This window comes from Acidovorax sp. JHL-9, assembly GCF_000426205.1.
In the GTDB taxonomy this organism is placed as follows: Bacteria; Pseudomonadota; Gammaproteobacteria; order Burkholderiales; family Burkholderiaceae_C; genus Acidovorax; species Acidovorax soli.
The window spans coordinates 43,368-67,036 of record NZ_AUEX01000016.1 but is presented as its reverse complement, the minus strand read 5'-3'; the positions used below and the strand labels follow the sequence as shown (position 1 = coordinate 67,036).

Sequence of the window (23,669 nt, the reverse complement as noted above, 5' to 3'; positions counted from 1 at the left end):
AGTGGCATCAGGGTTTCCAATAGGGTCAAGCAAGGAAAGCCAGCATGAGCACCCCCCCCCACACTTCTCCCGCCCCGGCGGATGCCTGCGGCCATTGTTCCTGCGCGCCGGCCCTTGAGCCCGCCGCCGTGCAGGGCGCCGAAGGCGTCGCGCGCGGGGCCGCCCACGGGGCGGTTTTCCGCATCGCCAGCATGGACTGCGCGGCCGAGGAAAGCGAGATCCGCCAGGCCCTGGCGGGCATTTCTGGCCTGCACGGCCTGCGCTTCCAGCTGGCGGCCCGCACGCTGGCCATTGATGCGGCGCCCGCGGCGATGCCGCAAATCCTGGCGGCCATCCGGCAGGCGGGGTTTGATCCGCAGCCTGTGGCGCAGGCATATGCCCACCTGCCGGGCGCGCAGGGGCTGTGGCGTCTGGGGTGGGCGCTGGGGCTGGCCATGGCGGCCGAGCTGCTGGCCTTTCTGGCGCCAGACACGCGGGTGTTGCAGGTGGCCGGCATGGCGTTGGCCGCCGCCGCCATCGGGCTGGCCGGTTTTTCCACCTACCGCAAGGGCCTGGCTGCGCTGGGGCGCGGGCGGCTCAACATCAATGCGCTGATGACCGTGGCCGTGACCGGCGCGTTTGCCATCGGCCAGTGGCCCGAGGCCGCCATGGTGATGGCGCTGTATGGCATTGCCGAGCTGATCGAGGCACGCTCGGTGGACCGTGCCCGCAACGCCATCCAAAGCCTGCTCGACCTGGCGCCCGATACGGCCGAGGTGCGCCAGCCCGACGGTGCCTGGCGGCCAGTCGCCGCGGCCGCTGTGGCGCTGGACGCGGTGGTGCGCATCCGGCCGGGCGCGCGCGTACCGCTCGATGGCGTGGTCATCGCGGGCACCAGCGCGGTCAACCAAACCTCGGTGACGGGTGAAAGCCTGCCCGTGGACAAGGCTGCGGGCGACACCCTGTTCGCCGGCACCATCAACGACACCGGCACCCTGGAAATGCGGGTGACGGCCACGGCCAGCCATACCACGCTGGCCCGCATCATCCATGCGGTGGAGCAGGCGCAGGGCAGCCGCGCGCCCACGCAGCAGTTGGTGGACCGGTTTGCCGCCATCTACACGCCGGTGGTGTTCGCGCTGGCCGTGGCGGTGGCGCTGCTCATGCCCTGGCTGATGGATGTGGCCTGGACGCAGGCGCTGTACAAGGCCCTGGTGCTGCTCGTGATCGCCTGCCCTTGCGCGTTGGTCATTGCCACGCCGGTCACGGTGGTGAGCGGGCTGGCCGCCGCTGCGCGGCGCGGCATTCTCATCAAGGGCGGGGTCTATCTGGAGACCGCCCACCAGATCCAGGCGATAGCGCTCGACAAGACCGGCACCATCACCGAAGGCCGGCCCCGGCTGGTGGCGACCGAGGTTCTGCCGCTGCCCGAGGGGCGGACCCCGGTGGCGCCGGCGCAGGTGCTGCGCTGGGCGGCCGGCCTGGCAGGGTATTCCGACCACCCGGTGTCGCGGGCCATTGCGCAGGGGCTGGATGCGGCCCAGGGGGCGCCAACGGGCGCGGCGCTGGAGGCCTTCACGGCCCTGCCCGGGCGCGGCGTGCAGGCCCGCATCGCCGGGCAGGCACTGGTGCTGGGCAACCATCGCCTGATCGAGGAGCGCGGCTTGTGCCATGCCGGCATCGAGGCGCGGCTGGCTGCCCACGAGGCCCAGGGTCGCACCGTGACGCTGCTGGCCACCGATACCGCCGTGCTGGCCATTTTTGCGGTGGCCGACACGATCAAGGACAGCTCCCGCCAGGCGCTGGCCGCGTTGCGTGCCATGGGCGTGGCCCCGGTTATGCTGACAGGCGACAACCAGGTGACGGCTGGCACCATCGCCGCCCAGGCGGGCGTGGCGGAGGTGCGGGGCAACCTGCTGCCACAAGACAAGCTGGCGGCCATCGAAGCCCTGCAGGCGCGCCACGGCCTCACCGCCATGGTGGGAGACGGCATCAACGATGCCCCCGCGCTGGCCCGCGCGGACATCGGCATCGCCATGGGGGCGGCAGGCACCGACACGGCCATGGAGGCGGCCGATGTGGTCATCATGAACGACGATCTGCGGCGCATTCCAGAGCTCATGCAGCTGTCGCGCCGCACGCGTGCCGTGCTGTGGCAGAACATTGCGCTGGCGCTGGGCATCAAGCTGGTATTTCTGTGGCTGGCGCTGTTCAACGGCGCCTCGATGTGGATGGCGGTGTTTGCCGACATGGGGGCCAGCCTGATCGTGGTGTTCAACGGCCTGCGCATGCTGCGCGCGATGGACCTGGAGCCGGCGGCATAGGCGACTGCCTTGTCCGCTGGTGGCCTCGTTTCGCCGCGTCCGGCGTGGGCTTTTGTCCCCCGCTAAACTCACCCCCTTCGCGGTCTGGCGCCCCGTCCGGCGGGCTGCATGGCCCATTGCATCTCCCAAGGCTACTCCCCATGTCCCTCATTCCTGTCACCATCCTCACCGGCTTTCTGGGTTCCGGAAAAACCACGCTGCTCAAGCGCCTGCTGAGCGAGGCCCATGGCCAGAAGATCGCCGTGATCGAGAACGAATTTGGCGAAGAGAACATCGACAACGACATCCTGGTGACCGACTCCAAGGAGCAGATCGTGCAGATGAGCAATGGCTGCATCTGCTGCACCATCCGCGAAGACCTGCGCGAAACCCTGCAGTTGCTGGCTGCCAAACGGCGCAAGAATCTGCTGGCGTTCGACCGCATCGTGATCGAGACCACCGGCGTGGCCGACCCCGGCCCCGTGGCGCAAACCTTCTTCATGGACGAGGAGATCGCCGAAACCTACCTGATCGACTCCATCATCACGCTGGTCGATGCCAAGCACGCGGCCCAGCAGCTCAACGACCGCCAGGAGGCACGCCGCCAGGTGGGCTTTGCAGACCAGATCTTCCTGTCCAAGACCGACCTCGTGAGCGCCGAGGACACCGAGGCGCTGATCCACCGCTTGAAGCACATGAACCCGCGCGCGCCCATCAAGGCCGTGCACTTTGGCGAGGTGCCGCTCAAGGAGGTGCTGGACCTGCGGGGTTTCAACCTCAATGCCAAGCTGGATATCGACCCCGACTTTCTCAAGGAAGAGGAGGAGCACGACCACCACGGCCATGGGCACCACGACCATGCGCACGGTGAGCACTGCAACCACCCTTCGCACCAGCACGGACACGAGGGCCATGGGCACCATCACCACCATGACGACGATGTCAAGAGCTTCGTCTACCGTTCGGATCGGCCGTTCGATCCGGCCAAGCTGGAGGATTTCCTGGGTGCCATCGTCAACATCTATGGCCCGCGCATGCTGCGCTACAAGGGCGTGCTGAACATGCAGGGCACCGATCGCAAGGTGATCTTCCAGGGCGTGCACCAGCTCATGGGCAGCGACCTGGGCCCCCAGTGGGCCGAAGGGGAGGCGCGCACCAGCAAGATGGTCTTCATCGGCATCGACCTGCCCAAGGATATCTTTCTGCAGGGGCTGGAGCAGAGTCTCGTTTGAACGGTTTGTACCGGAACGGGCAGGGATGGCCCCACATCCTTTTGTGTCGTATCTGCAACGTTCCCGTTTGCACCCGCGCAGGTCGATACAATCGCGCCCCGGCAAAACCCCGGAAGGCTTGCCACCCGCCCTTGGCTGCCTGCGCAGCCCGGGCCAGCCCGTTACGCGAGGAGTTCTGTCAGTGAAAGCCGAAACCAGCAAACCCAAGGCGGCCGCCAAAGCGGCCCCAACCGCGGCAAAAACTGCCGCCGCCCCAGCGGCAAGCAAGGCTGCTGCAAAGGCTACTGCCCAGGCCGCCCCCAAAGCCGCCAGCCCTGCCGTTGCAGAGGCCTCCGAGCAGGCGTTGCGGGCCGGCAGCCAAGTACCCGTGCGCAGCACCCGGCCTTCTTCCCGGCTGGTCCAATTGACCGTACCATCCATGGCCCAGGCAGTGGCTTCCACCGCTGCCAAAGCCAGTTATCTACACACCATGCCCACGACCGCGCAAGCGCAGCCTGTTTACACGGCTGCCAAGAAAGACCCCAAACTGGCGAACAATTGGAAAGACAAGGCCGCCGAAGAGCTGACCGACGCCGAAGTGATGGCGATGCCCGACAGCGAGTACATGAACGACAAGCAGATGGCGTTTTTCCGCCGCAAGCTCGTCCAGCTCAAGCAGGACATCCACAACAGTGCCGGTGAAACCACCGAGCACCTGCGCGAGGACACCGTGGTGGTGCCCGATCCTGCCGACCGCGCCACCATTGAAGAAGAGCATGCGCTGGAGTTGCGTACCCGCGATCGCGAACGCAAGCTGCTCAAGAAAATCGAGCAATCCATTGCCCGCATCGACTCGGGTGACTACGGGTATTGCGATGAAACCGGCGAACCCATCGGGGTGGGCCGCCTGATCGCCCGTCCCACCGCCACGCTGTCGCTGGAAGCGCAGCAACGCCGTGAACTCAAGCAAAAGATGTTTGGCGACTGAAGGCGAGCGGGCCTGAACTCTTTATGCGCACCCGACCTGACTGCCTATGAGCAAGCAAGACACCACACTCGGCGGTCTGCTGTCCAAGGTGGTGCGGTTTGTGCGCAACCCCACGGTCAACTGGACAGAGCTCGACTCGATCCAGGCCGATCGGGAGAGCCAGTACAGCAAGCAGATGCTCAAGGAGATGATCGAGCGCAAGCGGCGCAACGACTTCGTTCGTCGCCGCGAGTTCGATCAGCTGCGCAAACTGCGCCAGCGCGAGGTGCTGCAGGGCCATGGCGCCGAAGACCCTGCGGGTCGTCCGTCTTTCTTCCAGAGCAGCATGACTTCGCCCGGCGAGCGTGCGGTCACGCTCAAGAAAATCGACGAGATCGAAGCGCAGATGTCGCAGCAGTGGTGGAAAGGCAAGCAGCATGCAGATGCGCCCACCCAGCCTGTCGATATGCAGCCCCAGGGGAATGAAAACGCCGCCGCGCGTGCGTATGCACCCACCAGGCCGGGCACTTTGCAGGTACCGCTGGAGGCCAAGCCCTCGGTAGCGCCCTTGTTTGCAGATGACAGCATGGCCATTGCTGGCGCTGGTGGCACGGATGCCTCCCCGCGGGCCCATGCACCTGCGGCGTCCTTCAGCCCTGCGGCGCCTGCCGCCGGACCTGAATATGCTGCCGAACCGGAGGAATTCGTGCACGAACCCGATCTAGAAGAAGCCGCCATCCGGTTTGCCAATGGCGACCATGCCGGCGCCGAGTCAGGTTTGCGGGAGGTGCTCGCACAACACCAGCAGGACGACCCGCAGCAGCAGCTGGAAATCTGGATGACGCTGTTTGACCTGTACCGCGCGACAGGTTCGCAGGACCGTTTTGACACGCTGGCGATTGATTTTGCCGCGCGCTTCAACCGCTCGGCCCCTCTGTGGTTCTCGATACCCGAGCAGCTGGGGCTGGCATCTTCTGTGGCGCCTGCCGAGGCGCCGGTGGTCGCACGGCGCGATTTCAGCTGGACGGCGCCTTCGACCATGGCGGTGTCGTCCGTGGCTGCGTTGCAGGCCGCGCTGGGGCGTGCCGCCTCACCCTGGGCCCTGGCCTGGGGGCGGCTGGCGGCCATCGACGATGCGGCCGTGCCGCTGCTGGCCGACCAGTTCACGCAGTGGGCGGAGCGCAGCGGGCAGTTTGTATTCTCCGGCGTGTCTGCGCTCAACGCGCTGCTGGAGAGCAAGACCCAATCGGGCGACCGGTCCAGCAGCCCCGAGTGGTGGCGCCTGCGCATGGCGGCCCTGCGACTCATGGCCAGCCCCGATGAGTTCGAACTGGTCGCACTGGATTACTGCGTGACCTATGAGGTGTCGCCCCCTTCGTGGACGGTACCGCGCTGCAGCTACGCGGACAGCGAAAACGCAGCGGCGCATGTTGCGGAGGCCGCCGGCCAGGATCTGCTGGCCCCTGCGGCCGCCGTGCCTGCGGCGCTCGAATCGGCGCCCACGGCGACGCTGAGTGGCCACATCGACGGCGATGCCACGCCACAGCTGGAACCTTTCCAGGCGCTGATACAGCCTGGAGAACCCCTGGTCATCGCCTGCGACCGTCTGATCCGCATCGATTTTGGCGCTGCCGGATCGGTGCTCAACTGGGCTGCCGAACAGCAGTCCCGCGGCCATGTGGTGCAGTTCCACAATCTGCACCGCCTGGTGGCGATTTTCTTCAATGTGATTGGCGTCAACGAGCACGCCTGGGTCGTCCCGCGCAAGAACTGAACCGGCGCAAGGGCGATAGTGGCCGGGGCGGTGGCTTGCAAAATACCGCATCGCCCCCAGCTGGGACGGCTATGGATTCATCGAGTCAAAACCCTGTTTTTCACGGCACCACCATCCTGAGCGTGCGCCGCCAGACGCCCCAGGGCGTACAGGTTGCCATTGGCGGCGACGGCCAGGTGACTTTGGGCAATATCGTTGTCAAGGGCACGGCGCGCAAGGTGCGCAAGCTCTACCACGGCAAGGTGCTGGCGGGTTTCGCCGGCGCCACGGCAGATGCCTTCACGCTGTTCGAGCGTTTCGAGGCCAAGCTGGAAAAGCACCAGGGCCACCTCACCCGCGCTGCCATCGAACTCACCAAGGACTGGCGCACCGACCGTGTGCTGCGCCGCCTGGAGGCCATGCTGGCCGTGGCCGATGCGAGTGCCTCGCTCATCATCACGGGCAATGGCGATGTGCTGGAGCCCGAGCAGGGCATCGTGGCGATCGGTTCGGGCGGTGCGTATGCACATTCGGCGGCCAAGGCATTGCTGAACCACACCGACCTGTCGGCCCAGGACATCGTGAAGCGGTCGCTGGAAATCGCCGGCGAGCTGTGCATCTACACCAACATGAATCACACCATCGAGACGCTGTGACGGCAGGTGTGTGTTGCTATTTTATTTGTAGCTGCTTGCGCTTTTTGGATAAGCGTTGCAACCATTTTTGACGGTGGATTAGCCCTATGTCGTCCATGACCCCCCAGGAAATCGTCTCTGAACTCGACCGCCACATCGTCGGCCAGGCCAGCGCCAAGCGCGCCGTGGCCATTGCGCTGCGCAACCGCTGGCGCCGCCAGCAGGTCGAAGGCAGCCTGCGCCACGAGATCACGCCCAAGAACATCCTCATGATCGGCCCCACCGGCGTGGGCAAGACCGAGATCGCGCGGCGCCTGGCGCGCCTGGCCGATGCGCCTTTCATCAAGGTCGAGGCCACCAAGTTCACCGAGGTGGGCTATGTGGGCAAGGATGTGGACGCCATCATCCGCGACCTGGCCGAGATGGCGGTCAAGCAGACGCGCGAGTCTGAAACGAAGAAGGTGCGCGCCCGCGCCGAGGACGTGGCCGAAGAGCGCATCCTGGATGTGCTGATTCCGCCGGCCCGTGCCGCGACGGGCGCCGAGCCGGCTGTGGACAGCACGGCGCGCCAGGTGTTTCGCAAGAAGCTGCGCGAAGGCAGCCTGGACGACAAGGAGATCGAGATCGACCTGGCCGAGAGCCGCCCCCAGGTGGAGCTCATGGGGCCGGCCGGCATGGAGGAAATGACCGAGCAGCTGCGTGGCATGTTCAGCCAGATGGGGCAGGGCAAGCGCCACACCCGCAAGCTCCGGATTGCCGAAGCGCTCAAGCTGCTCACCGAAGAAGAGGCGGGCAAGCTGGTGAACGAGGAAGAGATCCGCGCCCGCGCCATCCAGAACGCCGAGCAGAACGGCATCGTCTTCATCGACGAGATCGACAAGGTCGCCGCGCGCCAGGAGAGCAGCGGCGCCGATGTGTCGCGCCAGGGCGTGCAGCGCGATCTGCTGCCGCTGGTGGAAGGCACCACGGTGTCCACCAAATACGGCATGGTCAAGACCGACCACATCCTGTTCATCGCCTCCGGTGCATTCCACCTGTCCAAGCCCAGCGACCTGATTCCCGAGCTGCAGGGGCGCTTTCCGATCCGTGTCGAGCTGGAATCCCTGTCGGTGCAGGACTTTGAAGCCATCCTCACGCAAACCCACGCCTCGCTGGTCAAGCAATACCAGGCGCTGCTGGCCACCGAAGGGGTGGCGCTCGACTTTCAGCCCGAGGGCATCACGCGCCTGGCGCACATTGCCTTTGAGGTGAACGAGCGCACGGAAAACATCGGTGCGCGCCGCCTGTCCACCGTGATGGAGCGGCTGCTGGACGATGTGAGCTTCGACGCGGCGCGCCTGGCCGGCCAGAAGGTCACCGTGGACGCGGCCTATGTCGACACGCGGCTGCAAACCCTCAGCCAGGATGAAGACCTGTCGCGCTACATCCTCTGAGGGCCTGTTTGCGATCCCCTGCGAGATCGTAAACAGGCTCTGATACGGTTTCGCCTTCCAACGTATCACGTCGTTGGGTCGCCTCGCCGTGCGACAGCACTGTCTTCTGCTCCCTCCAGGTTATCCGCCGGCATGCCAAACCGTATGAGGCGGTTCGCGCGCCTAGCGAGAACGGCGTGGCCGCGCCCTGTTCTCGCTGGCGGGGCCAAACGGGATGTGCGCCCGTTTTGCCTTCAGGTATCACTTGCATAGGCAGTTCTAAGTGCTTGCTGAGCAACGGGTTTTAGGGTTTTGAATCCTTCGAAAACGCTTCTAAGTCCTTGATTCCATTGCAAAAGTTTGTTGCAAGCGCCCTTGCATGGAATGCTTTTCCTGCTACAGTGCAAAAAAGTGCAATTAAGTGGTGAAAAGTGCCTTGAAACTCCAGTTCTGGGTTCAAGGGTTCATCGTCCTGCCAGGGGAAGCGTTCCGTGTTTCAAGGTGCCTCGTCGCTGAGTCTCGATGCGAAAGGTCGGCTGTCCGTGCCGACCCGGCATCGTGACGTCCTGAGCGCGACCGCGGCCGGCCAACTCACGATCACCAAGCACCCCCACGGCTGCCTCATGGTGTTTCCCCGTCCCGAATGGGAGAAGTTCCGCGAGCGCATCGGCCAGCTGCCGATGTCTGCCCAGTGGTGGAAGCGCATCTTCCTGGGCAATGCGATGGACGTGGAAATGGATGCCACCGGCCGGGTGCTGGTGTCGCCCGAATTGCGCGAGGCGGCTGGTATCGCCAAGGACGCCATCCTGCTGGGCATGGGCAACCATTTCGAACTGTGGGACAAGGCCACCTACGACGCGCAGGAAGCGCAGGCCATGCAGGGCGAAATGCCCGATGTGTTCAAGGATTTCTCTTTCTAAGGCCCGTGGTGACCCCTGATCTGCAACACACCACGGTCCTGCTCGATGAGGCGGTGGACGCGCTGCTGGGCGGTGCGGGCCCCGAGCCTGCCGGCACCTGGGTGGACGCCACCTTTGGTCGCGGGGGGCACTCGCGGCACATCCTGCTGCGGCTCGGGCCGCAAGGGCGTCTTGTGGCGTTCGACAAGGACCCGCAAGCCATCCAGGAGGCAACGCGCATCACTGATGCGCGTTTTTCCATTCGGCATGAAGGTTTTCGCCATCTGGCGGATTTGCCGCCGGGCAGTGCGGCCGGAGTGTTGATGGACCTGGGGGTGAGTTCGCCCCAGATCGACAGTCCCGAGCGTGGTTTCAGTTTCCGTTTCGATGGCCCGCTGGACATGCGCATGGACACCACGCGGGGGACCAGTGTGGCCCAGTGGCTGGCCACTGCCGAGGTGCAACAGATTGCGGAGGTGATACGTGACTACGGTGAAGAACGGTTTGCTGGCCCCATTGCAAAGGCGATTGTTGCTCGGCGCGAGGAACGGGGGCCTCTTGCAACCACCGCCGAACTGGCCGATCTCGTGGCTGGTGCGGTCAAAACCCGCGAGTCGGGCCAGAACCCTGCAACGCGCACATTTCAGGCTTTACGGATTTTCATCAACGCTGAACTTGAAGAGCTGCAGCAGGCGCTAGAAGCCAGCCTGTCGGTGCTCCAGCCGGGCGGGCGGCTGGTGGTGATCAGCTTTCATTCGCTCGAAGATCGCATCGTCAAGCAGTTCATCGCGCAGCATTCCAAGGAGGTGTACGACCGTCGCGCGCCGTTTGCACCGCCCAAGGTCATGAAGCTGGTCGCGCTCGACCGCATCAAGCCCAGCGCCGCCGAAGTGGCAGCCAATCCCCGTTCGCGCAGCGCCATCATGCGGGTGGCCGAGCGCACGGAGGCGCCCGCATGACCCGGCTCAGCCTCGTCCTGCTGGTGGCGGTGATGGCCAGTGCGCTGTATTTGGTGCACACGCAGTATGAGTCGCGCCGCCTGTTCACCCAGCTGGACCGTGCCGTTTCCGAGTCGCGCCGGCTGGAGACCGAGCACCAGCGCCTGCAGGTGGAAAAACGCGCGCAGGCCACCCCCCTGCGGGTGGAGAAAATCGCACGGGCGCAGTTGCAGATGCGCACGGCCACGCCGGCCATCACCCAGTATGTGGCCGACCCTGCCGGAGCCAGGGCCTCGGCTGCCGCACCGGAGGCACAGCCGTGAGCCGCAGCGTTCTCTACACCTCCAGCCCGCTGCTGGCCAGCAAGACACCCGTTTGGCGCAGCAAGTTCATCGTGGCGATGATTGCGCTGGGATTCGTGGGGCTGGGCGCGCGTGCGGCCTATGTGCAGGTATTCGGCAACGATTTCTTTCAGCGCCAGGGCGAAGTGCGCTTTGCGCGCACCCTCGAATTGCCCGCCAACCGGGGCAAGATTCTCGATCGCAATGGGCTCATCCTGGCCTCCAGCGTGCCAGCGGCCAGCATCTGGGCCATCCCCGAAGATGTGGAGCAGGACAAGCCCGAGGTGCGTGCCAAGCTCAAGCAGCTGGCGCGGCTGCTCGACATGCCCGCATCAGAGTTGCATGCCAAGCTGGCCGACGAAGACAAGACTTTCGTCTGGATCAAGCGCCAGCTGGACTGGGAGCTGGGCCAGCAGATTGCCGCCCTCGACATCAAAGGCATCTACCAGCGCAAGGAATACAAGCGCCAATACCCCGAAGGCGAATCGGCCGCGCATGTGGTAGGTTTTACCAACGTGGAAGACAAGGGCCAGGAGGGCATGGAGCTGGCCTTCAACAGCGAGCTGGCCGGGCGTGCCGGCTCGCGCCGCGTGATCAAGGACCGCCTGGGCCGCGTGGTCGAGGGCGTGGGCGAGACCGTGCCACCGGTCGATGGCCGCGACATGCAGCTGTCCATCGACAGCAAGGTGCAGTTTTTCGCCTACCAGAAGCTGCGTGACCAGGTCGCAGCCCATAAGGCCAAGGCGGGCAGCGTGGTGGTGCTCGATGCGCACACGGGCGAATTGCTGGCCCTGGCCAACTACCCCAGCTACGTGCCCGACAAACGCCAGAACCTCACCGGCGAGCAGCTGCGCAACCGTGCGCTCACCGATGTGTTCGAGCCGGGCTCGACCATCAAGCCCATCACGGTGGGCATTGCGCTCGAAAGCGGCCGTGTCAGGCCCGAGACCGTGATCGACACCTCCCCCGGGCGCCTCACGATCACGGGCTCCACCATCAGCGACACGCACAGCTATGGCGCGCTGACGGTCGAGGGCGTGATCCAGAAATCGAGCAACGTGGGCACCACCAAGATCGCCATGCAGCTTCCCGCGCGCGAGATGTGGGAAACCTTCTCGGCCGTTGGCTTTGGCCAGAAGCCGCAGATTGCCTTTCCGGGCGCGGTGAGCGGGCGCTTGCGGCCCTACAAGACCTGGCGCCCCATCGAGCAGGCCACCATGTCCTATGGTTACGGTCTGTCGGCCAGCCTGTTCCAGATGGCGCGCTCGTACACCGTGTTTGCCAACAGCGGGCGCGTCATTCCCGCCACCATGCTCAAGTCCAGCGAGCCTCCGGTGGGAGTGCCCGTGTTCTCCGAGCGCACGGCCGACCAGGTGCGCAAGATGCTGCAGATGGCCGCAGGCCCGGGCGGCACGGGGCAGAAAGCGCAGACCGTGGGCTACTCGGTGGGTGGCAAGTCGGGCACGGCGCGCAAGCAGGTCGGCAAAAACTACGCCGCCGGCAAGTACCGCGCCTGGTTCACCGGCATGGCGCCCATCGACAAGCCGCGCATCATCGTGGCCGTGATGATCGACGAGCCCAGCAATGGCCAGGTGTACGGCGGCCTCGTGGCCGCGCCGGTGTTCAGCGAGGTGGTGCAGCAAACGCTGCGCATGATGGGCGTGCAGCCGGACATGGCCGTCAAGCCGCAGATCGTCACCAACGGGGCGGAGGAGTCGCTGTGATGCATGTGCTGACCTCTGCCCATGAGGCCGTGCAATGGCTGCGCGCGCGCGTCACCGGCACCTTGCAGACCGACAGCCGCCTGGTGGCACCGGGCGATGGCTTCATTGCCTGGCCCGGAGCCGCGACCGACGGGCGCGCCCATGTGGCCGACGCCATGGTGCGGGGCGCCACGGCCTGCCTCGTGGAACAGGCGGGTGTGGAGGCGTTCGGGTTCACGGGCGACCACATGGCCGCATTGCATGGCCTCAAGGCCGCCACGGGGCCGATCGCCGCGCAGTGGTTCGGCCACCCCGCGCAGCAGCTGGCCGTGCTGGCCGTGACGGGCACCAATGGCAAGACCAGCACCGCCTGGTGGCTGGCGGGCGCCTGGAATGCGCTATCGAATCAAACGCCGCATCTGCGTGCCGGGTGTGCGCTGGTGGGCACTTTGGGCATGGGTGTTCCGCCTGGGCTCGAGGCCACGGGCATGACCACCCCTGACCCCGTGCGCCTGCAGCGCGCGTTTCGCCGGTATGCCGACCAGGGGCTGGGCGCTTGCGCCATCGAGGCTTCTTCCATCGGACTGGCCGAGGCGCGCCTGGATGGCACGCCGATCCGCGTGGCCGTCTTCACCAATTTCACCCAGGACCACCTCGATTACCACGGCAGCATGGCCGACTACTGGCTGGCCAAGCGGGCCCTGTTCGGCTGGCCCGGTTTGCAGGCCGCCGTCATCAACGTGGACGACCCCGCCGGTGCGCAACTGCATGCCGAACTCTCGGGTGGTGCGCTCGATCTGTGGAGCATTTCCGCCCAGGGCTCGGCTCGGCTGGTGGCGCAGGACATTGCCCTGGGTGACCAGGGCCTGCGTTTCACGGTGGTGGAGGGGGCGCAGCGGCTGCCGCTGCAGACCCGCGTGATTGGCCACTACAACGTGCTGAACCTGCTGGGCGTGCTGGCCACGCTGCGCAGCCAGGGCGTGCCGCTGCTGGATGCCGTGCATGCCTGCTCCAGCCTGCAACCCGTGCCCGGCCGCATGCAGCGGCTGGTGGCGCCGGGGCAGCCGCTGGTGGCGGTGGATTACGCCCACACCCCCGACGCGCTGGACAAGGCCTTGCAGGCGCTGCGCCCGCTGGCGGCCGAGCGTGGCGGCCAGCTCTGGTGCGTGTTCGGCTGCGGCGGCGACCGCGATGCCGGCAAACGCCCGTTGATGGGTGCCGTGGCCCAGCAGCATGCCGATTGGGTGGTGGTGACCAGCGACAACCCGCGCAGCGAAGCGCCGGTGGCCATCCTGCACCAGATCCTGCAGGGCACGATTGCCGGAGAAACCGTCCGCGCCGAACCGGATCGGGCGGCCGCCATTGCGCTGGCCATCGGCGAGGCCGATGCTGCCGATGTGGTGCTGATTGCCGGCAAGGGCCACGAGGACTACCAGGAAACCGCCGGCGTGCGCCGGCCGTTTGATGACATGGCGCAGGCGCAGGCAGCGCTGGCTGCCCGGGGAGCCAGCACATGGGCATGATGAATCTGCAGCAGGCACTCGACTGGATTCGCCCCGGCATTCCCCAGGCGCGCCTGGTGGGCGATGGGGCAACGCCGCTGGCACGGGTGCACACGGACACCCGCACGCTGCAGGCGGGCGACCTGTTCGTGGCGCTCAAGGGCGAGCGCTTCGATGCCAACGCCTTCCTGGCCGATGCCCGTGCAGGCGGTGCCGTGGCCGCCATCGCCCATGGCGGGCTGGAAGCCGCAGGTTTGCCCGGTATCGAGGTGCCCGACAGCCTGGCGGCGCTGGGCGCGCTGGCGGCCGGGTGGCGCGCCCAGTTCGGCCTGCCGCTGATCGGCATCACGGGCAGCAATGGCAAGACGACGGTGACGCAGATGGTGGCGTCCATCCTTCGCGCCTGGAAGGGCGAGGCCGCTTTCGCGACGCAGGGCAATTTCAACAACGACATCGGCGTACCGCTGACGCTGTTGCGCCTGCGCGCCGGGCATGCCGCCGCGGTGATCGAGATGGGCATGAACCATCCCGGCGAAATCGCCACCCTGGCGGCCATCGCACAACCCACGGTGGCGCTGGTCAACAACGCCCAGCGCGAGCACCTCGAATTCATGCACACCGTGCAGGCCGTGGCCGAAGAAAACGGTTCGGTCTTCGCGGCGCTGCCGGCCAGTGGCGTGGCCGTGTTTCCCGCAGGCGATGCCTACACCGCGCTGTGGAGCGGTCTGGCGGCGCCGCGCCGCTGCATCACGTTCGGAGAGGGCGGCGATGTGCACTGCGCGCACGCCCGCTGGCAGCAGGGTGCCTGGGCGGTGGAGATGGCCACGCCCGCGGGCGCGCTGTCGTGCACCCTGCAGATCGCCGGTCAGCACAACGTCACCAACGCCCTGGCGGCTGCGGCCTGCGCCCTGGCGGCAGGGGCTCCGCTGGACGCGATGGCCCGCGGGCTGAGCGCATTCGTCCCTGTCAAGGGACGCTCGCGCGCCCTGCGCCTGCAACTGGCGGGCCGCGAGATCACCGTGGTGGACGACACATACAACGCCAACCCCGACTCCATGCGCGCCGCCATCGACGTGCTGGCCGCGCTGCCCGCACCGCAGCTGCTGGTGATGGGCGACATGGGCGAGGTGGGCGACCAGGGCCCGCAGTTCCACGCCGAGGCCGGCGAACACGCGCACGCTGCGGGCATTTCGCACCTGTATGCGCTGGGTGCGCAGTCGGCCAACGCGGCCCGCGCCTTCGGGGTTGCGCGGCATTTTGACAACATGGCATCGCTGCAGGCGGCGGTGCTGGAGATGCTGCCCCGGGTGGGCAGCGTGCTGGTGAAGGGATCGCGGTTCATGAAGATGGAACAGGTGGTGGAGGCGATGGTTGCCACCGCAGAACAACAAGCAAAGCCAAGCGTTCACCCGGAGGGACACCCTGATGCAAGCCATTGATGCCCGCCGCCCACCGCACGGAGGTGCCGCATGCTGCTGATGCTGTCGCAATGGCTGCAGGGCCTGTCGCCCGAGTTCGGCTTCTTTCGGGTGTTCCAGTACCTCACGTTCCGTGCGGTGATGGCGGCCCTGACGGCGCTGCTCATCGGCCTGGTGGCGGGGCCGCGCGTGATCCGCATGCTCACTTCGCTCAAGATCGGCCAGCCGATCCGGGGCTATGCGATGCAGTCGCACCTGTCCAAGAGCGGCACGCCCACCATGGGCGGCGTGCTCATCCTGCTGTCGATCGCGATCTCGACACTGCTGTGGTTCGACCTGTCGAACCGCTTCGTCTGGATCGTGCTGCTGGTCACGCTGGGCTTTGGAGCCATCGGCTGGGTGGACGACTGGCGCAAGGTGGTCAACAAGGATCCCGAAGGCATGCGCTCGCGCGAGAAATATTTCTGGCAATCGGTGATCGGCCTGGTGGCTGCGCTGTACCTGGTGTTCAGCATCTCCGAGAGTTCCAACGCCCGGGTGCTGGAGCTGTTCATCAGCTGGGTGCAGTCGGGTTTCTCGCTCGATCTGCCGCCCAAGGCCGGTCTGCAACTGCCGTTCTTCAAGGAAGTGAGCTACCCACTGGGAGTGCTGGGTTTCGTCATCCTGACCTACCTCGTGATCGTGGGCTCCAGCAATGCTGTCAACCTGACCGACGGCCTCGATGGCCTGGCCATCATGCCGGTGGTGATGGTGGGCTCGGCGCTGGGGGTGTTTGCCTACGTCACCGGCAGCTCGGTGTATTCCAAATACCTGTTCTTTCCGCACATTCCCGGCTCGGGCGAGCTGCTGATCTTCTGCGCCGCCATGGCGGGCGCGGGCCTGGCCTTCCTGTGGTTCAACGCGCACCCGGCCCAGGTGTTCATGGGCGATGTGGGCGCGCTGGCCCTGGGCGCGGCACTGGGCACCATCGCCGTCATCGTGCGCCAGGAGATCGTGCTGGCCATCATGGGCGGCATCTTCGTGGTCGAAGCCCTGTCGGTCATGCTCCAGGTGACCTGGTTCAAGGTCACCAAGCGCCGCTACGGTGAAGGCCGGCGCCTGCTGAAGATGGCACCGTTGCACCACCATTTCGAAAAGAGCGGCTGGAAGGAAACGCAGGTGGTCGTGCGCTTCTGGATCATCACCATGCTGCTGTGCCTCGTCGGCCTGTCCACGCTGAAACTGCGATGAACCCGGACGATCCCCTCATCCCCGCAGCCGCCGAGTCACCGGCGGTCACACCGCCCGAGGTGGGGGCCGGCACAGGCCTGCCAGCCGCGGGCAGGCGCGCGGCCGCGCCCGCCTGGGATCCCGAAGTGCCGCCTGCGGTCTCTGCTGCCCAGGCGGCTGCCGATTTTGTAGCGCAGATTTTTGCGGACGTGACCGCGCCCGAGGCCGTGTCCGCCCCGGTCCCGCAGGCCGTGGATGCCACCGACAAGGTGCCTGCCGACGAAGCCGCCGAGCCGCTGGGCCGGCCTGGCGAAGGCATGGTGCCGCTGCAGGGCCGGAACATCCTCATCCTCGGCCTGGGCGCTTCGGGCCTGGCGATGGCGCGCTGGTGCGTGCGCTGCGGCGCGCAGGTCACCGTGGCCGATACGCGGCAAGCACCGCCCCAGCTGGCCGCCTTGCAGCAGGAGCTGCCGCAGGTGCGTTTCGTGGCGGGCGAGCTCGGTGCCCATCTGGTCGAGGGGCAGGGCCTGCACGCGGTGTACCGTTCGCCGGGCCTGAGTCCTGCATCGATTGCGGCTGTATTTGCAGCTGCCGATGCCATGGGCATCAGCACTGGAGGCGAACTGAGTCTCTATGCCATGGCGCTGGACACGCTGCGCACCGCGCACGGCTATGCGCCGGCGGTGCTGGCCATCACCGGCACCAATGGCAAGACCACGGTCACCTCGCTCACGGGCCAGCTGGTCGAGCGCGCAGGCAAGACGGTGGCCGTGGCGGGCAATATCGGCCCGACGCTGCTCGATACGCTGGCGGCCCGCATCGACGGGGGCACGCTGCCCCAGGTGTGGGTGCTGGAGCTGTCGAGCTTCCAGCTCGACGGCGTGGCGGGTTTCGAGCCCACGGCCGCTGCGGTGCTCAACATCACGCAGGACCACCTGGACTGGCATGGCGACATGCAGGCCTATGCCGGGGCCAAGGCCCGCATCTTCGGGCAGCACGGCGTGATGGTGCTCAACCGTGAAGATCCCGCCGTGATGGCCATGCTGCCGGAGCCGGTGCGTGTGAAGCTGCAAAAGCCGCAGCAGCGTGCGCACACCACCTTTGGCGGCGACATGCCCAGGCGCCCGGGCGATTTCGGCATCGAGATGGTCAGTGGAATGGCCTGGCTGGTGCGTGCCCACGCATCGGACGAAACCCGCAAGCGCGGGCGTGGCGAAGAGCCAGAGCTGCACATCCAGCGCCTGATGCCGGCCGATGCGCTGCGTATCCGGGGGCGCCACAACGCCATCAATGCCCTGGCCGCCCTGGCGCTGGCCTGTGAGGCCGGCTGCGTGCTGTCGCCCATGCTGTATGGCCTGCGCGAATACCGCGGCGAGCCGCACCGCGTGGAGCCCATCGGCATGGTGTCGGGCGTGGAATATTTCGACGACAGCAAAGGCACGAATGTGGGGGCCACGGTGGCGGCCCTGGCCGGGCTGGGCGCTGACCGGCGCCTCGTGGTCATCCTGGGAGGTGATGGCAAGGGGCAGGATTTTTCGCCGCTGGCAGCGCCGGTGGCGCGGTATGCGCGCGCCGTGGTGCTGATGGGGCGCGATGCACCGTTGATCCATGCGGCCCTGGAAGGCGCGGGTGTGCCACTGGTCGATGCGCAGACTCTGCCGCAGGCCGTGCAGCTGGCTGCGCAGCGCGCCCACGCAGGCGATGCGGTGCTGATGTCGCCCGCCTGCGCCAGCTTGGATATGTTCCGCGACTACGCACACCGCGCCCAGGTGTTTTGCGACGCGGTGCGCGAACTGGCACACGACGCCGGGCAGGAACTGGGGGGCATGCAATGAGCGCCGCCACCGGTGCATGGTCGCGCGTCACAGCCTGGCTGAAAGGGCTGTCGGGCAAGGCCGCCGATGTGCTGCCGGTGCGCGTGGGCGGCACCGACTACCGCCAGACCCACAGCACGCCCGCCACGGTGCTGGGCTTTGACCAGGCCCTGCTGTGGGTGGTGGTGGCGCTGCTGGCCTGGGGGTTGGTGATGGTGTATTCGGCGTCCATCGCCATGCCGGACAACCCCCGTTTCGGCAAGATCGCACCCACCCATTTCCTGACGCGCCATGTGTTTGCCCTGGTCGTCGGCTTCGTGGTGGCGCTGCTGGCGTTCCAGGTGTCCATGGCCACCTGGGAGCGCGTGGCGCCCTGGCTGTTCGTGGTGTCCATCGTGCTGCTGGTGGCGGTGCTGATTCCGCATGTGGGCACGGTGGTCAATGGCGCGCGGCGCTGGCTGTCCCTGGGCATCATGAACTTCCAGCCCTCGGAACTGGCGAAGTTTGCCGTGCTGGTATATGCGTCCGACTACATGGTGCGCAAGATGGAGGTGAAAGAGCGCTTCTTTCGCGCGGTGCTGCCCATGGGCGCGGCCGTGGCCATCGTGGGCGTGCTGCTGCTGGCCGAGCCGGACATGGGGGCCTTCATGGTGGTGGCCGTGATCGCCATGGGCATCCTGTTCCTGGGCGGCGTCAATGCCCGCATGTTCTTCCTGATCGCGGGCGTGCTGGTGGCGGCCTTCGGCCTCATGATCGCCACCTCGCCCTGGCGCCGCGAACGCGTGTTTGCCTACCTCGATCCCTTCAGCGAGCAGCATGCACTGGGCAAGGGCTACCAGCTCTCGCATTCGCTCATTGCCATCGGGCGCGGCGAGATCTTTGGCGTCGGGCTGGGTGGCAGCGTGGAAAAGCTGCATTGGCTGCCCGAAGCCCACACCGACTTCCTGCTGGCCGTGATCGGCGAGGAATTCGGCCTGGTGGGCGTGCTCACGCTGATCCTGCTGTTTGTCTGGATGACGCGCCGCATCATGCACATCGGCCGCCAGGCCATCGCGCTCGATCGCGTGTTCGCCGGCCTGGTGGCACAGGGCGTGGCCATCTGGATCGGCTTTCAGGCCTTCATCAACATGGGGGTGAACCTGGGCGCGCTGCCCACCAAGGGGCTCACGCTGCCGCTGATGAGCTTTGGCGGCTCGGCAATCCTGATGAATCTGGTGGCATTGGCCGTGGTGCTGAGGGTGGATTATGAGAACAAGCTCCTCATGAGGGGAGGCCGCGTATGAGTCAGAAAACCGCTCTCATCATGGCCGGCGGCACCGGCGGCCACATCTTCCCGGGCCTCGCCGTGGCCGAAGAATTGCGTGCGCGCGGCTGGCGCGTGCACTGGCTGGGCGCACCGGGCAGCATGGAGTCGCGCATCGTGCCAACCCATGGTTTTGCGCTGGAACTCATCGATTTCTCGGGCGTGCGCGGCAAGGGTCTGGTCACGCTGGCCTTGCTGCCGTTGCGCCTGCTGCGTGCCTTCTGGCAAGCCCTGCAGGTGGTGCGGCGTGTGAAGCCCGACGTGGTGGTGGGCCTGGGCGGCTACATCACCTTCCCGGGCGGCATGATGGGCGTGCTGGCGGGCAAGCCGCTGGTGCTGCACGAGCAGAACTCGGTGGCCGGCATGGCCAACAAGGTGCTGGCCGGCGTGGCCGACCGGGTGTTCACCGCATTCCCCGACGTGTTCAGGAAGGGGCAGTGGGTGGGCAACCCGCTGCGCGCGGCCTTCACGCAGCAACCCGGCCCGGCCGAGCGGTTTGCCGGGCGCACCGGCCCCCTGCGCCTGCTGGTGGTGGGGGGCAGTCTGGGCGCGCGCGCGCTCAACGAAATCGTGCCGCAGGCCATTGCGCTCATGCCTGCTGCACAACGCCCCGCCGTGCTCCACCAGAGCGGGGCGACGCAGATCGATGCGCTGCGCGCCAACTACGCTGCGGCGGGGGTGGAGGCGGAACTGACGCCTTTCATCGACGACACCGCCAGCGCGTTTGCGGCGGCCGACATCATCGTCTGCCGCGCGGGTGCCAGCACGGTCACCGAGATCGCTGCCGTGGGGGCGGCGTCCATCTTCGTGCCCTTCCCGTCGGCCGTGGACGACCACCAGACCACCAATGCGCAGTTCCTCGTGAACGCGGGTGGCGGCTGGCTGGTGCAGCAGCGCGACCTGACGCCCCAGGGGTTGTCTGAAATGCTATTGAAATTAGAGCGATCCATGCTTGCGGATGTGGCGCTCAAGGCCAAAAAAATGCAAAAAATCAACGCCACGCGCGAAGTGGTGACAGCCTGCGAGGAGCTCGCCGGATCATGAAACACGCGATTCGCCACATCCATTTCGTCGGCCTGGGCGGCGCCGGCATGAGCGGCATCGCCGAGGTGCTGTTCAACCTGGGCTACCGCATCTCGGGCTCCGACCTGGCCGACAGCGCCACGCTGCGCCGTTTGCAGGCGCTGGGCATCCAGACCTGCCTGGGCCATGCGGCGGCCCACATCGAAGGCGCGGACGCCGTGGTCACCTCCACTGCCGTCACGGCCGACAACCCCGAGGTGCTGGCTGCGCGCGAGAAGAAGATTCCCGTGGTGCCCCGCGCGCTCATGCTGGCCGAACTCATGCGCCTCAAGCAGGGCATCGCCATTGCCGGCACGCACGGCAAGACCACCACCACCAGCCTGGTGACCAGCGTGCTGGCCGAGGCGGGGCTCGATCCCACCTTCGTGATCGGCGGGCGCCTGAACAGCGCGGGTGCCAATGCCAAGCTGGGCAGCGGCGACTACATCGTGGTCGAGGCCGACGAGTCCGATGCGTCCTTCCTCAACCTGCTGCCCGTGATGGCGGTGGTGACCAACATCGACGCCGACCACATGGAGACCTACGGGCACGATTTCGGCCGGCTCAAGAAGGCGTTCGTCGATTTCCTGCACCGCATGCCTTTCTATGGCACCGCCATCCTGTGCGTGGACAGTCCGGCGGTGCGCGACATCCTGCCCAGCGTGACCTGCCCTGTCACCAGCTACGGCTTCTCCGAGGATGCCCAGGTGCGCGCCATCAACGTGCGGGCCGATGCCGGCCAGATGCGCTTCACGGTGCAGCGGCGCAACGGCGTCACGCTGCCCGACATGGAGGTGGTGCTCAACCTGGCGGGCGAGCACAACGTGCTCAACGCCCTGTCGGCCATTGCGGTGGCCGTGGAGCTGAACATCCCCGACGACGCCGTGCAGCGCGCGCTGGCCGGCTTCAAGGGCGTGGGGCGGCGCTTTCAGCGCTATGGCGACCTGCCCGCCAAGGGCGGTGGCCAGTTCACCGTGATCGACGACTACGGCCACCACCCCGTCGAGATGGCCGCCACGCTGGCGGCGGCGCGCGGTGCCTTCCCCGGACGGCGCCTGGTGCTGGCCTTCCAGCCGCACCGCTACAGCCGCACGCGCGACTGCTTCGAGGATTTCGTCAAGGTCATCGGTTCGGCCGACGCCGTGCTGCTCACCGAGGTGTACGCCGCCGGCGAAGCCCCCGTGGTGGCCGCCGACGGCCGCTCGCTGGCGCGCGCGCTGCGTGTGGCGGGCCGGGTGGAGCCACTTTTTGTCGACAGCGTGACCGACATGCCCCAGGTCATTGCCGACAACGCCAAAGACGGCGACGTGGTGATGTGCATGGGCGCGGGGACCATCGGTGCCGTGCCCGGAAAAATCGTTGAAATGCTACAAAATAATGAGCTACTGTCGCAGACAGGGAAAGCGCAATGAATACATTTGGTTCCAATATTGATGTGCGTGCACTGGGCAAGGTGGCGGTGCTGATGGGCGGCGCGTCGGCCGAGCGCGATGTGTCGCTGATGTCCGGCCGCGGCGTGCTGGAGGCGCTGCGCTCGCGCGGCGTGGATGCCCACGCGTTCGACCCCGCGCACAGCGATCTGGGCGAACTCCAGCGCGGCGGCTATGACCGTTGCTTCATTGCGCTGCACGGGCGCCATGGCGAGGACGGCACGGTGCAGGGTGCGCTGGAATTGCTGGGCATTCCGTACACCGGCCCTGGCGTGATGGCGTCCAGCATGTCGATGGACAAGATCATGACCAAGCGCATCTGGCGCGCCGAAGGGTTGCCCACACCCGACTGGCGCCTCGTGGCCAGCGCCGAAGAAACCGCGCAGGCCCTGCAGGCGCTGGGCACGCCCATGATCGTCAAGCCGGCGCGCGAGGGCTCGACCCTCGGGCTGACCAAGGTCTCCACGCCCGAGGCGTGTGCGCAGGCCTATGCGCTGGCGTCGCGCTACGACCCCGAGGTGCTGTGCGAGCAGTTCATCGAGGGCGACGAAACCACCTGCCCGGTGCTGGGCGAAGGCGCCGGTGCCCATGCCCTGCCGGTGATCCGCATCGTCGCCCCCGAGGGCAACTACGACTACCAGAACAAGTATTTCACCGACGACACGCAATACCACTGCCCGAGCGGCCTGCCCGAAGCCGAAGAGCGCGAGATCCAGCGCCTGGTGGTGCAGGCCTTCCGTTCGCTGGGTTGCCGTGGCTGGGCGCGGGCCGACATCATGATCCGCGCCAGCGACCGCAAGCCCTTTTTGCTGGAAATCAACACCTCGCCGGGCATGACCGGGCATTCGCTGGTGCCCATGTCGGCCCGCGCCCTGGGCATCAGCTACGAAAACCTGTGCGTGGGCGTGCTCGCCACGGCCACGCTGGACACGCCGCCGGGCGCCACGCTCAGCCCCGCGCAAGGCCAACCGCAGGAGACCACCGCGCCATGAACCAGTCGCTGCCCGCACCGCTGGACGTCAAGCTCATGAACCGGACCGCATCGGTCCTGTTCCTGTGCTGCGTCCTGCTGCTGCTGGCAGCGGGGACGCGCTGGATGTTGCTCTACCCCGGTTTTTCGGTGGCTCGCATCGTGGTCCAGGGGGAGCTGGTGCACAACAACGCCGTGACCTTGCGGGCCAATGTGGCGCCGCAGCTGGTGGGCAACTTTTTCACCATCGACCTGCGGGCGGCGCGCGCGGCCTTCGAGCAGGCACCCTGGGTGCGCAAGGCCCTGGTGCGGCGCGAATTTCCGCGCGGCCTGCGGGTGGTGCTGCAGGAACACGATGCCGTCGCCTACTGGGGGCCCGAAACGGGCGCGGCACTGGTCAACCGCGAGGGCGAGGTGTTCGAGGCCAACGTGGGCGATGTGGAGCAAGAAGGCTTGCCCCGCCTGATGGGCCCCCAGGGCAGCTCGGCCGAAGTGCTGCGGATGCATGGCCTGCTGCAGCCGGTGTTCGAGCCGCTGGGCATGGCGGTGGAGGCGCTGGAGCTGACGGGACGCGGCGGCTGGCGCGCGACGCTCGACAGCAACGCCGTGCTGGAGCTGGGGGGCGGCACGCCGCAGGAGGTGGTGGAGCGCACGCAGCGCTTCACCCGCACGCTGACACAGGTGGCGGCGCAATACCGGCGCCGCGCCGATGCGCTGGAGTCGGCCGACCTGCGCCATGCCGGGGGCTACGCACTGCGCCTGCGCGGGGTGACGACCGTGACCGCGGAAGCGGCAGCAAAGACGAAGAAATAGCCGCGGG

19 protein-coding genes are annotated in these 23,669 nt (G+C 66.8%); all 19 read left to right on the top strand.

Annotation, left to right across the window (positions count from 1 at the left end):
- Positions 1-44: 44 nt before the first annotated feature.
- Positions 45-2,303 carry a cation-translocating P-type ATPase gene (locus K225_RS20755; RefSeq protein WP_081679669.1) on the top strand — a complete coding sequence of 753 codons (2,259 nt, stop codon included), beginning with the start codon at positions 45-47 and terminating at the stop codon, positions 2,301-2,303.
- Positions 2,304-2,443: 140 nt separating this feature from the next.
- The gene (locus tag K225_RS0112010) at positions 2,444-3,514 is read left to right on the top strand and encodes a GTP-binding protein (RefSeq protein WP_026436647.1); all 1,071 of its coding nucleotides are present in this window, start codon (positions 2,444-2,446) and stop codon (positions 3,512-3,514) included.
- Positions 3,515-3,983: 469 nt separating this feature from the next.
- Complete coding sequence (gene dksA, locus K225_RS22810) at positions 3,984-4,481, top strand: RNA polymerase-binding protein DksA (RefSeq protein WP_026436646.1); 498 nt, start codon at positions 3,984-3,986, stop codon at positions 4,479-4,481.
- 46 nt (positions 4,482-4,527) lie between these two features.
- Positions 4,528-6,234: an STAS domain-containing protein gene (locus K225_RS0112000; protein WP_026436645.1), complete on the top strand. Its 1,707-nt coding sequence runs from the start codon at positions 4,528-4,530 to the stop codon at positions 6,232-6,234.
- A 71-nt stretch (positions 6,235-6,305) separates the two neighbouring features.
- The gene (gene hslV, locus K225_RS0111995; RefSeq protein WP_026436644.1) at positions 6,306-6,869 is read left to right on the top strand and encodes an ATP-dependent protease subunit HslV; all 564 of its coding nucleotides are present in this window, start codon (positions 6,306-6,308) and stop codon (positions 6,867-6,869) included.
- Between the two features lie 86 nt (positions 6,870-6,955).
- Positions 6,956-8,281 carry an ATP-dependent protease ATPase subunit HslU gene (gene hslU, locus K225_RS0111990; RefSeq protein ID WP_026436643.1) on the top strand — a complete coding sequence of 442 codons (1,326 nt, stop codon included), beginning with the start codon at positions 6,956-6,958 and terminating at the stop codon, positions 8,279-8,281.
- A gap of 470 nt (positions 8,282-8,751) precedes the next feature.
- On the top strand, positions 8,752-9,180 hold the full coding sequence (gene mraZ, locus K225_RS0111985) for a division/cell wall cluster transcriptional repressor MraZ (protein ID WP_026436642.1): 429 nt from the start codon (positions 8,752-8,754) through the stop codon (positions 9,178-9,180).
- A gap of 8 nt (positions 9,181-9,188) precedes the next feature.
- Positions 9,189-10,118, top strand: a complete 930-nt coding sequence (gene rsmH / locus K225_RS0111980; RefSeq protein ID WP_026436641.1) for a 16S rRNA (cytosine(1402)-N(4))-methyltransferase RsmH — start codon at positions 9,189-9,191, stop codon at positions 10,116-10,118.
- A complete protein-coding gene (gene ftsL / locus K225_RS0111975; protein WP_026436640.1) occupies positions 10,115-10,420 on the top strand; it encodes a cell division protein FtsL in 306 nt (101 codons plus the stop codon). The genes rsmH and ftsL overlap by 4 nt, the downstream gene beginning before the upstream one ends.
- Positions 10,417-12,162: a penicillin-binding protein 2 gene (locus K225_RS0111970; RefSeq protein ID WP_026436639.1), complete on the top strand. Its 1,746-nt coding sequence runs from the start codon at positions 10,417-10,419 to the stop codon at positions 12,160-12,162. Before ftsL ends, K225_RS0111970 begins: the two co-directional genes overlap by 4 nt.
- On the top strand, positions 12,162-13,664 hold the full coding sequence (locus tag K225_RS0111965) for a UDP-N-acetylmuramoyl-L-alanyl-D-glutamate--2,6-diaminopimelate ligase (RefSeq protein ID WP_034712560.1): 1,503 nt from the start codon (positions 12,162-12,164) through the stop codon (positions 13,662-13,664). The genes K225_RS0111970 and K225_RS0111965 overlap by 1 nt, the downstream gene beginning before the upstream one ends.
- Complete coding sequence (murF, locus tag K225_RS0111960; RefSeq protein WP_026436637.1) at positions 13,655-15,082, top strand: UDP-N-acetylmuramoyl-tripeptide--D-alanyl-D-alanine ligase; 1,428 nt, start codon at positions 13,655-13,657, stop codon at positions 15,080-15,082. Before K225_RS0111965 ends, murF begins: the two co-directional genes overlap by 10 nt.
- A gap of 30 nt (positions 15,083-15,112) precedes the next feature.
- Positions 15,113-16,291, top strand: coding sequence for a phospho-N-acetylmuramoyl-pentapeptide-transferase (gene mraY, locus K225_RS0111955; RefSeq protein ID WP_026436636.1), 1,179 nt, complete (start codon positions 15,113-15,115; stop codon positions 16,289-16,291).
- Positions 16,288-18,105, top strand: a complete 1,818-nt coding sequence (gene murD, locus K225_RS0111950) for a UDP-N-acetylmuramoyl-L-alanine--D-glutamate ligase (RefSeq protein WP_026436635.1) — start codon at positions 16,288-16,290, stop codon at positions 18,103-18,105. Before mraY ends, murD begins: the two co-directional genes overlap by 4 nt.
- On the top strand, positions 18,102-19,367 hold the full coding sequence (ftsW, locus tag K225_RS0111945) for a putative lipid II flippase FtsW (protein WP_026436634.1): 1,266 nt from the start codon (positions 18,102-18,104) through the stop codon (positions 19,365-19,367). Before murD ends, ftsW begins: the two co-directional genes overlap by 4 nt.
- A complete protein-coding gene (murG, locus tag K225_RS0111940; RefSeq protein ID WP_026436633.1) occupies positions 19,364-20,431 on the top strand; it encodes an undecaprenyldiphospho-muramoylpentapeptide beta-N-acetylglucosaminyltransferase in 1,068 nt (355 codons plus the stop codon). The genes ftsW and murG overlap by 4 nt, the downstream gene beginning before the upstream one ends.
- Entirely contained in the window at positions 20,428-21,861 is a 1,434-nt protein-coding gene (gene murC / locus K225_RS0111935) for a UDP-N-acetylmuramate--L-alanine ligase (RefSeq protein WP_026436632.1), read from the top strand. The genes murG and murC overlap by 4 nt, the downstream gene beginning before the upstream one ends.
- Positions 21,858-22,871, top strand: coding sequence for a D-alanine--D-alanine ligase (locus K225_RS0111930; protein WP_026436631.1), 1,014 nt, complete (start codon positions 21,858-21,860; stop codon positions 22,869-22,871). Before murC ends, K225_RS0111930 begins: the two co-directional genes overlap by 4 nt.
- Entirely contained in the window at positions 22,868-23,662 is a 795-nt protein-coding gene (locus tag K225_RS0111925) for a cell division protein FtsQ/DivIB (RefSeq protein ID WP_026436630.1), read from the top strand. The genes K225_RS0111930 and K225_RS0111925 overlap by 4 nt, the downstream gene beginning before the upstream one ends.
- Positions 23,663-23,669 lie beyond the last annotated feature (7 nt).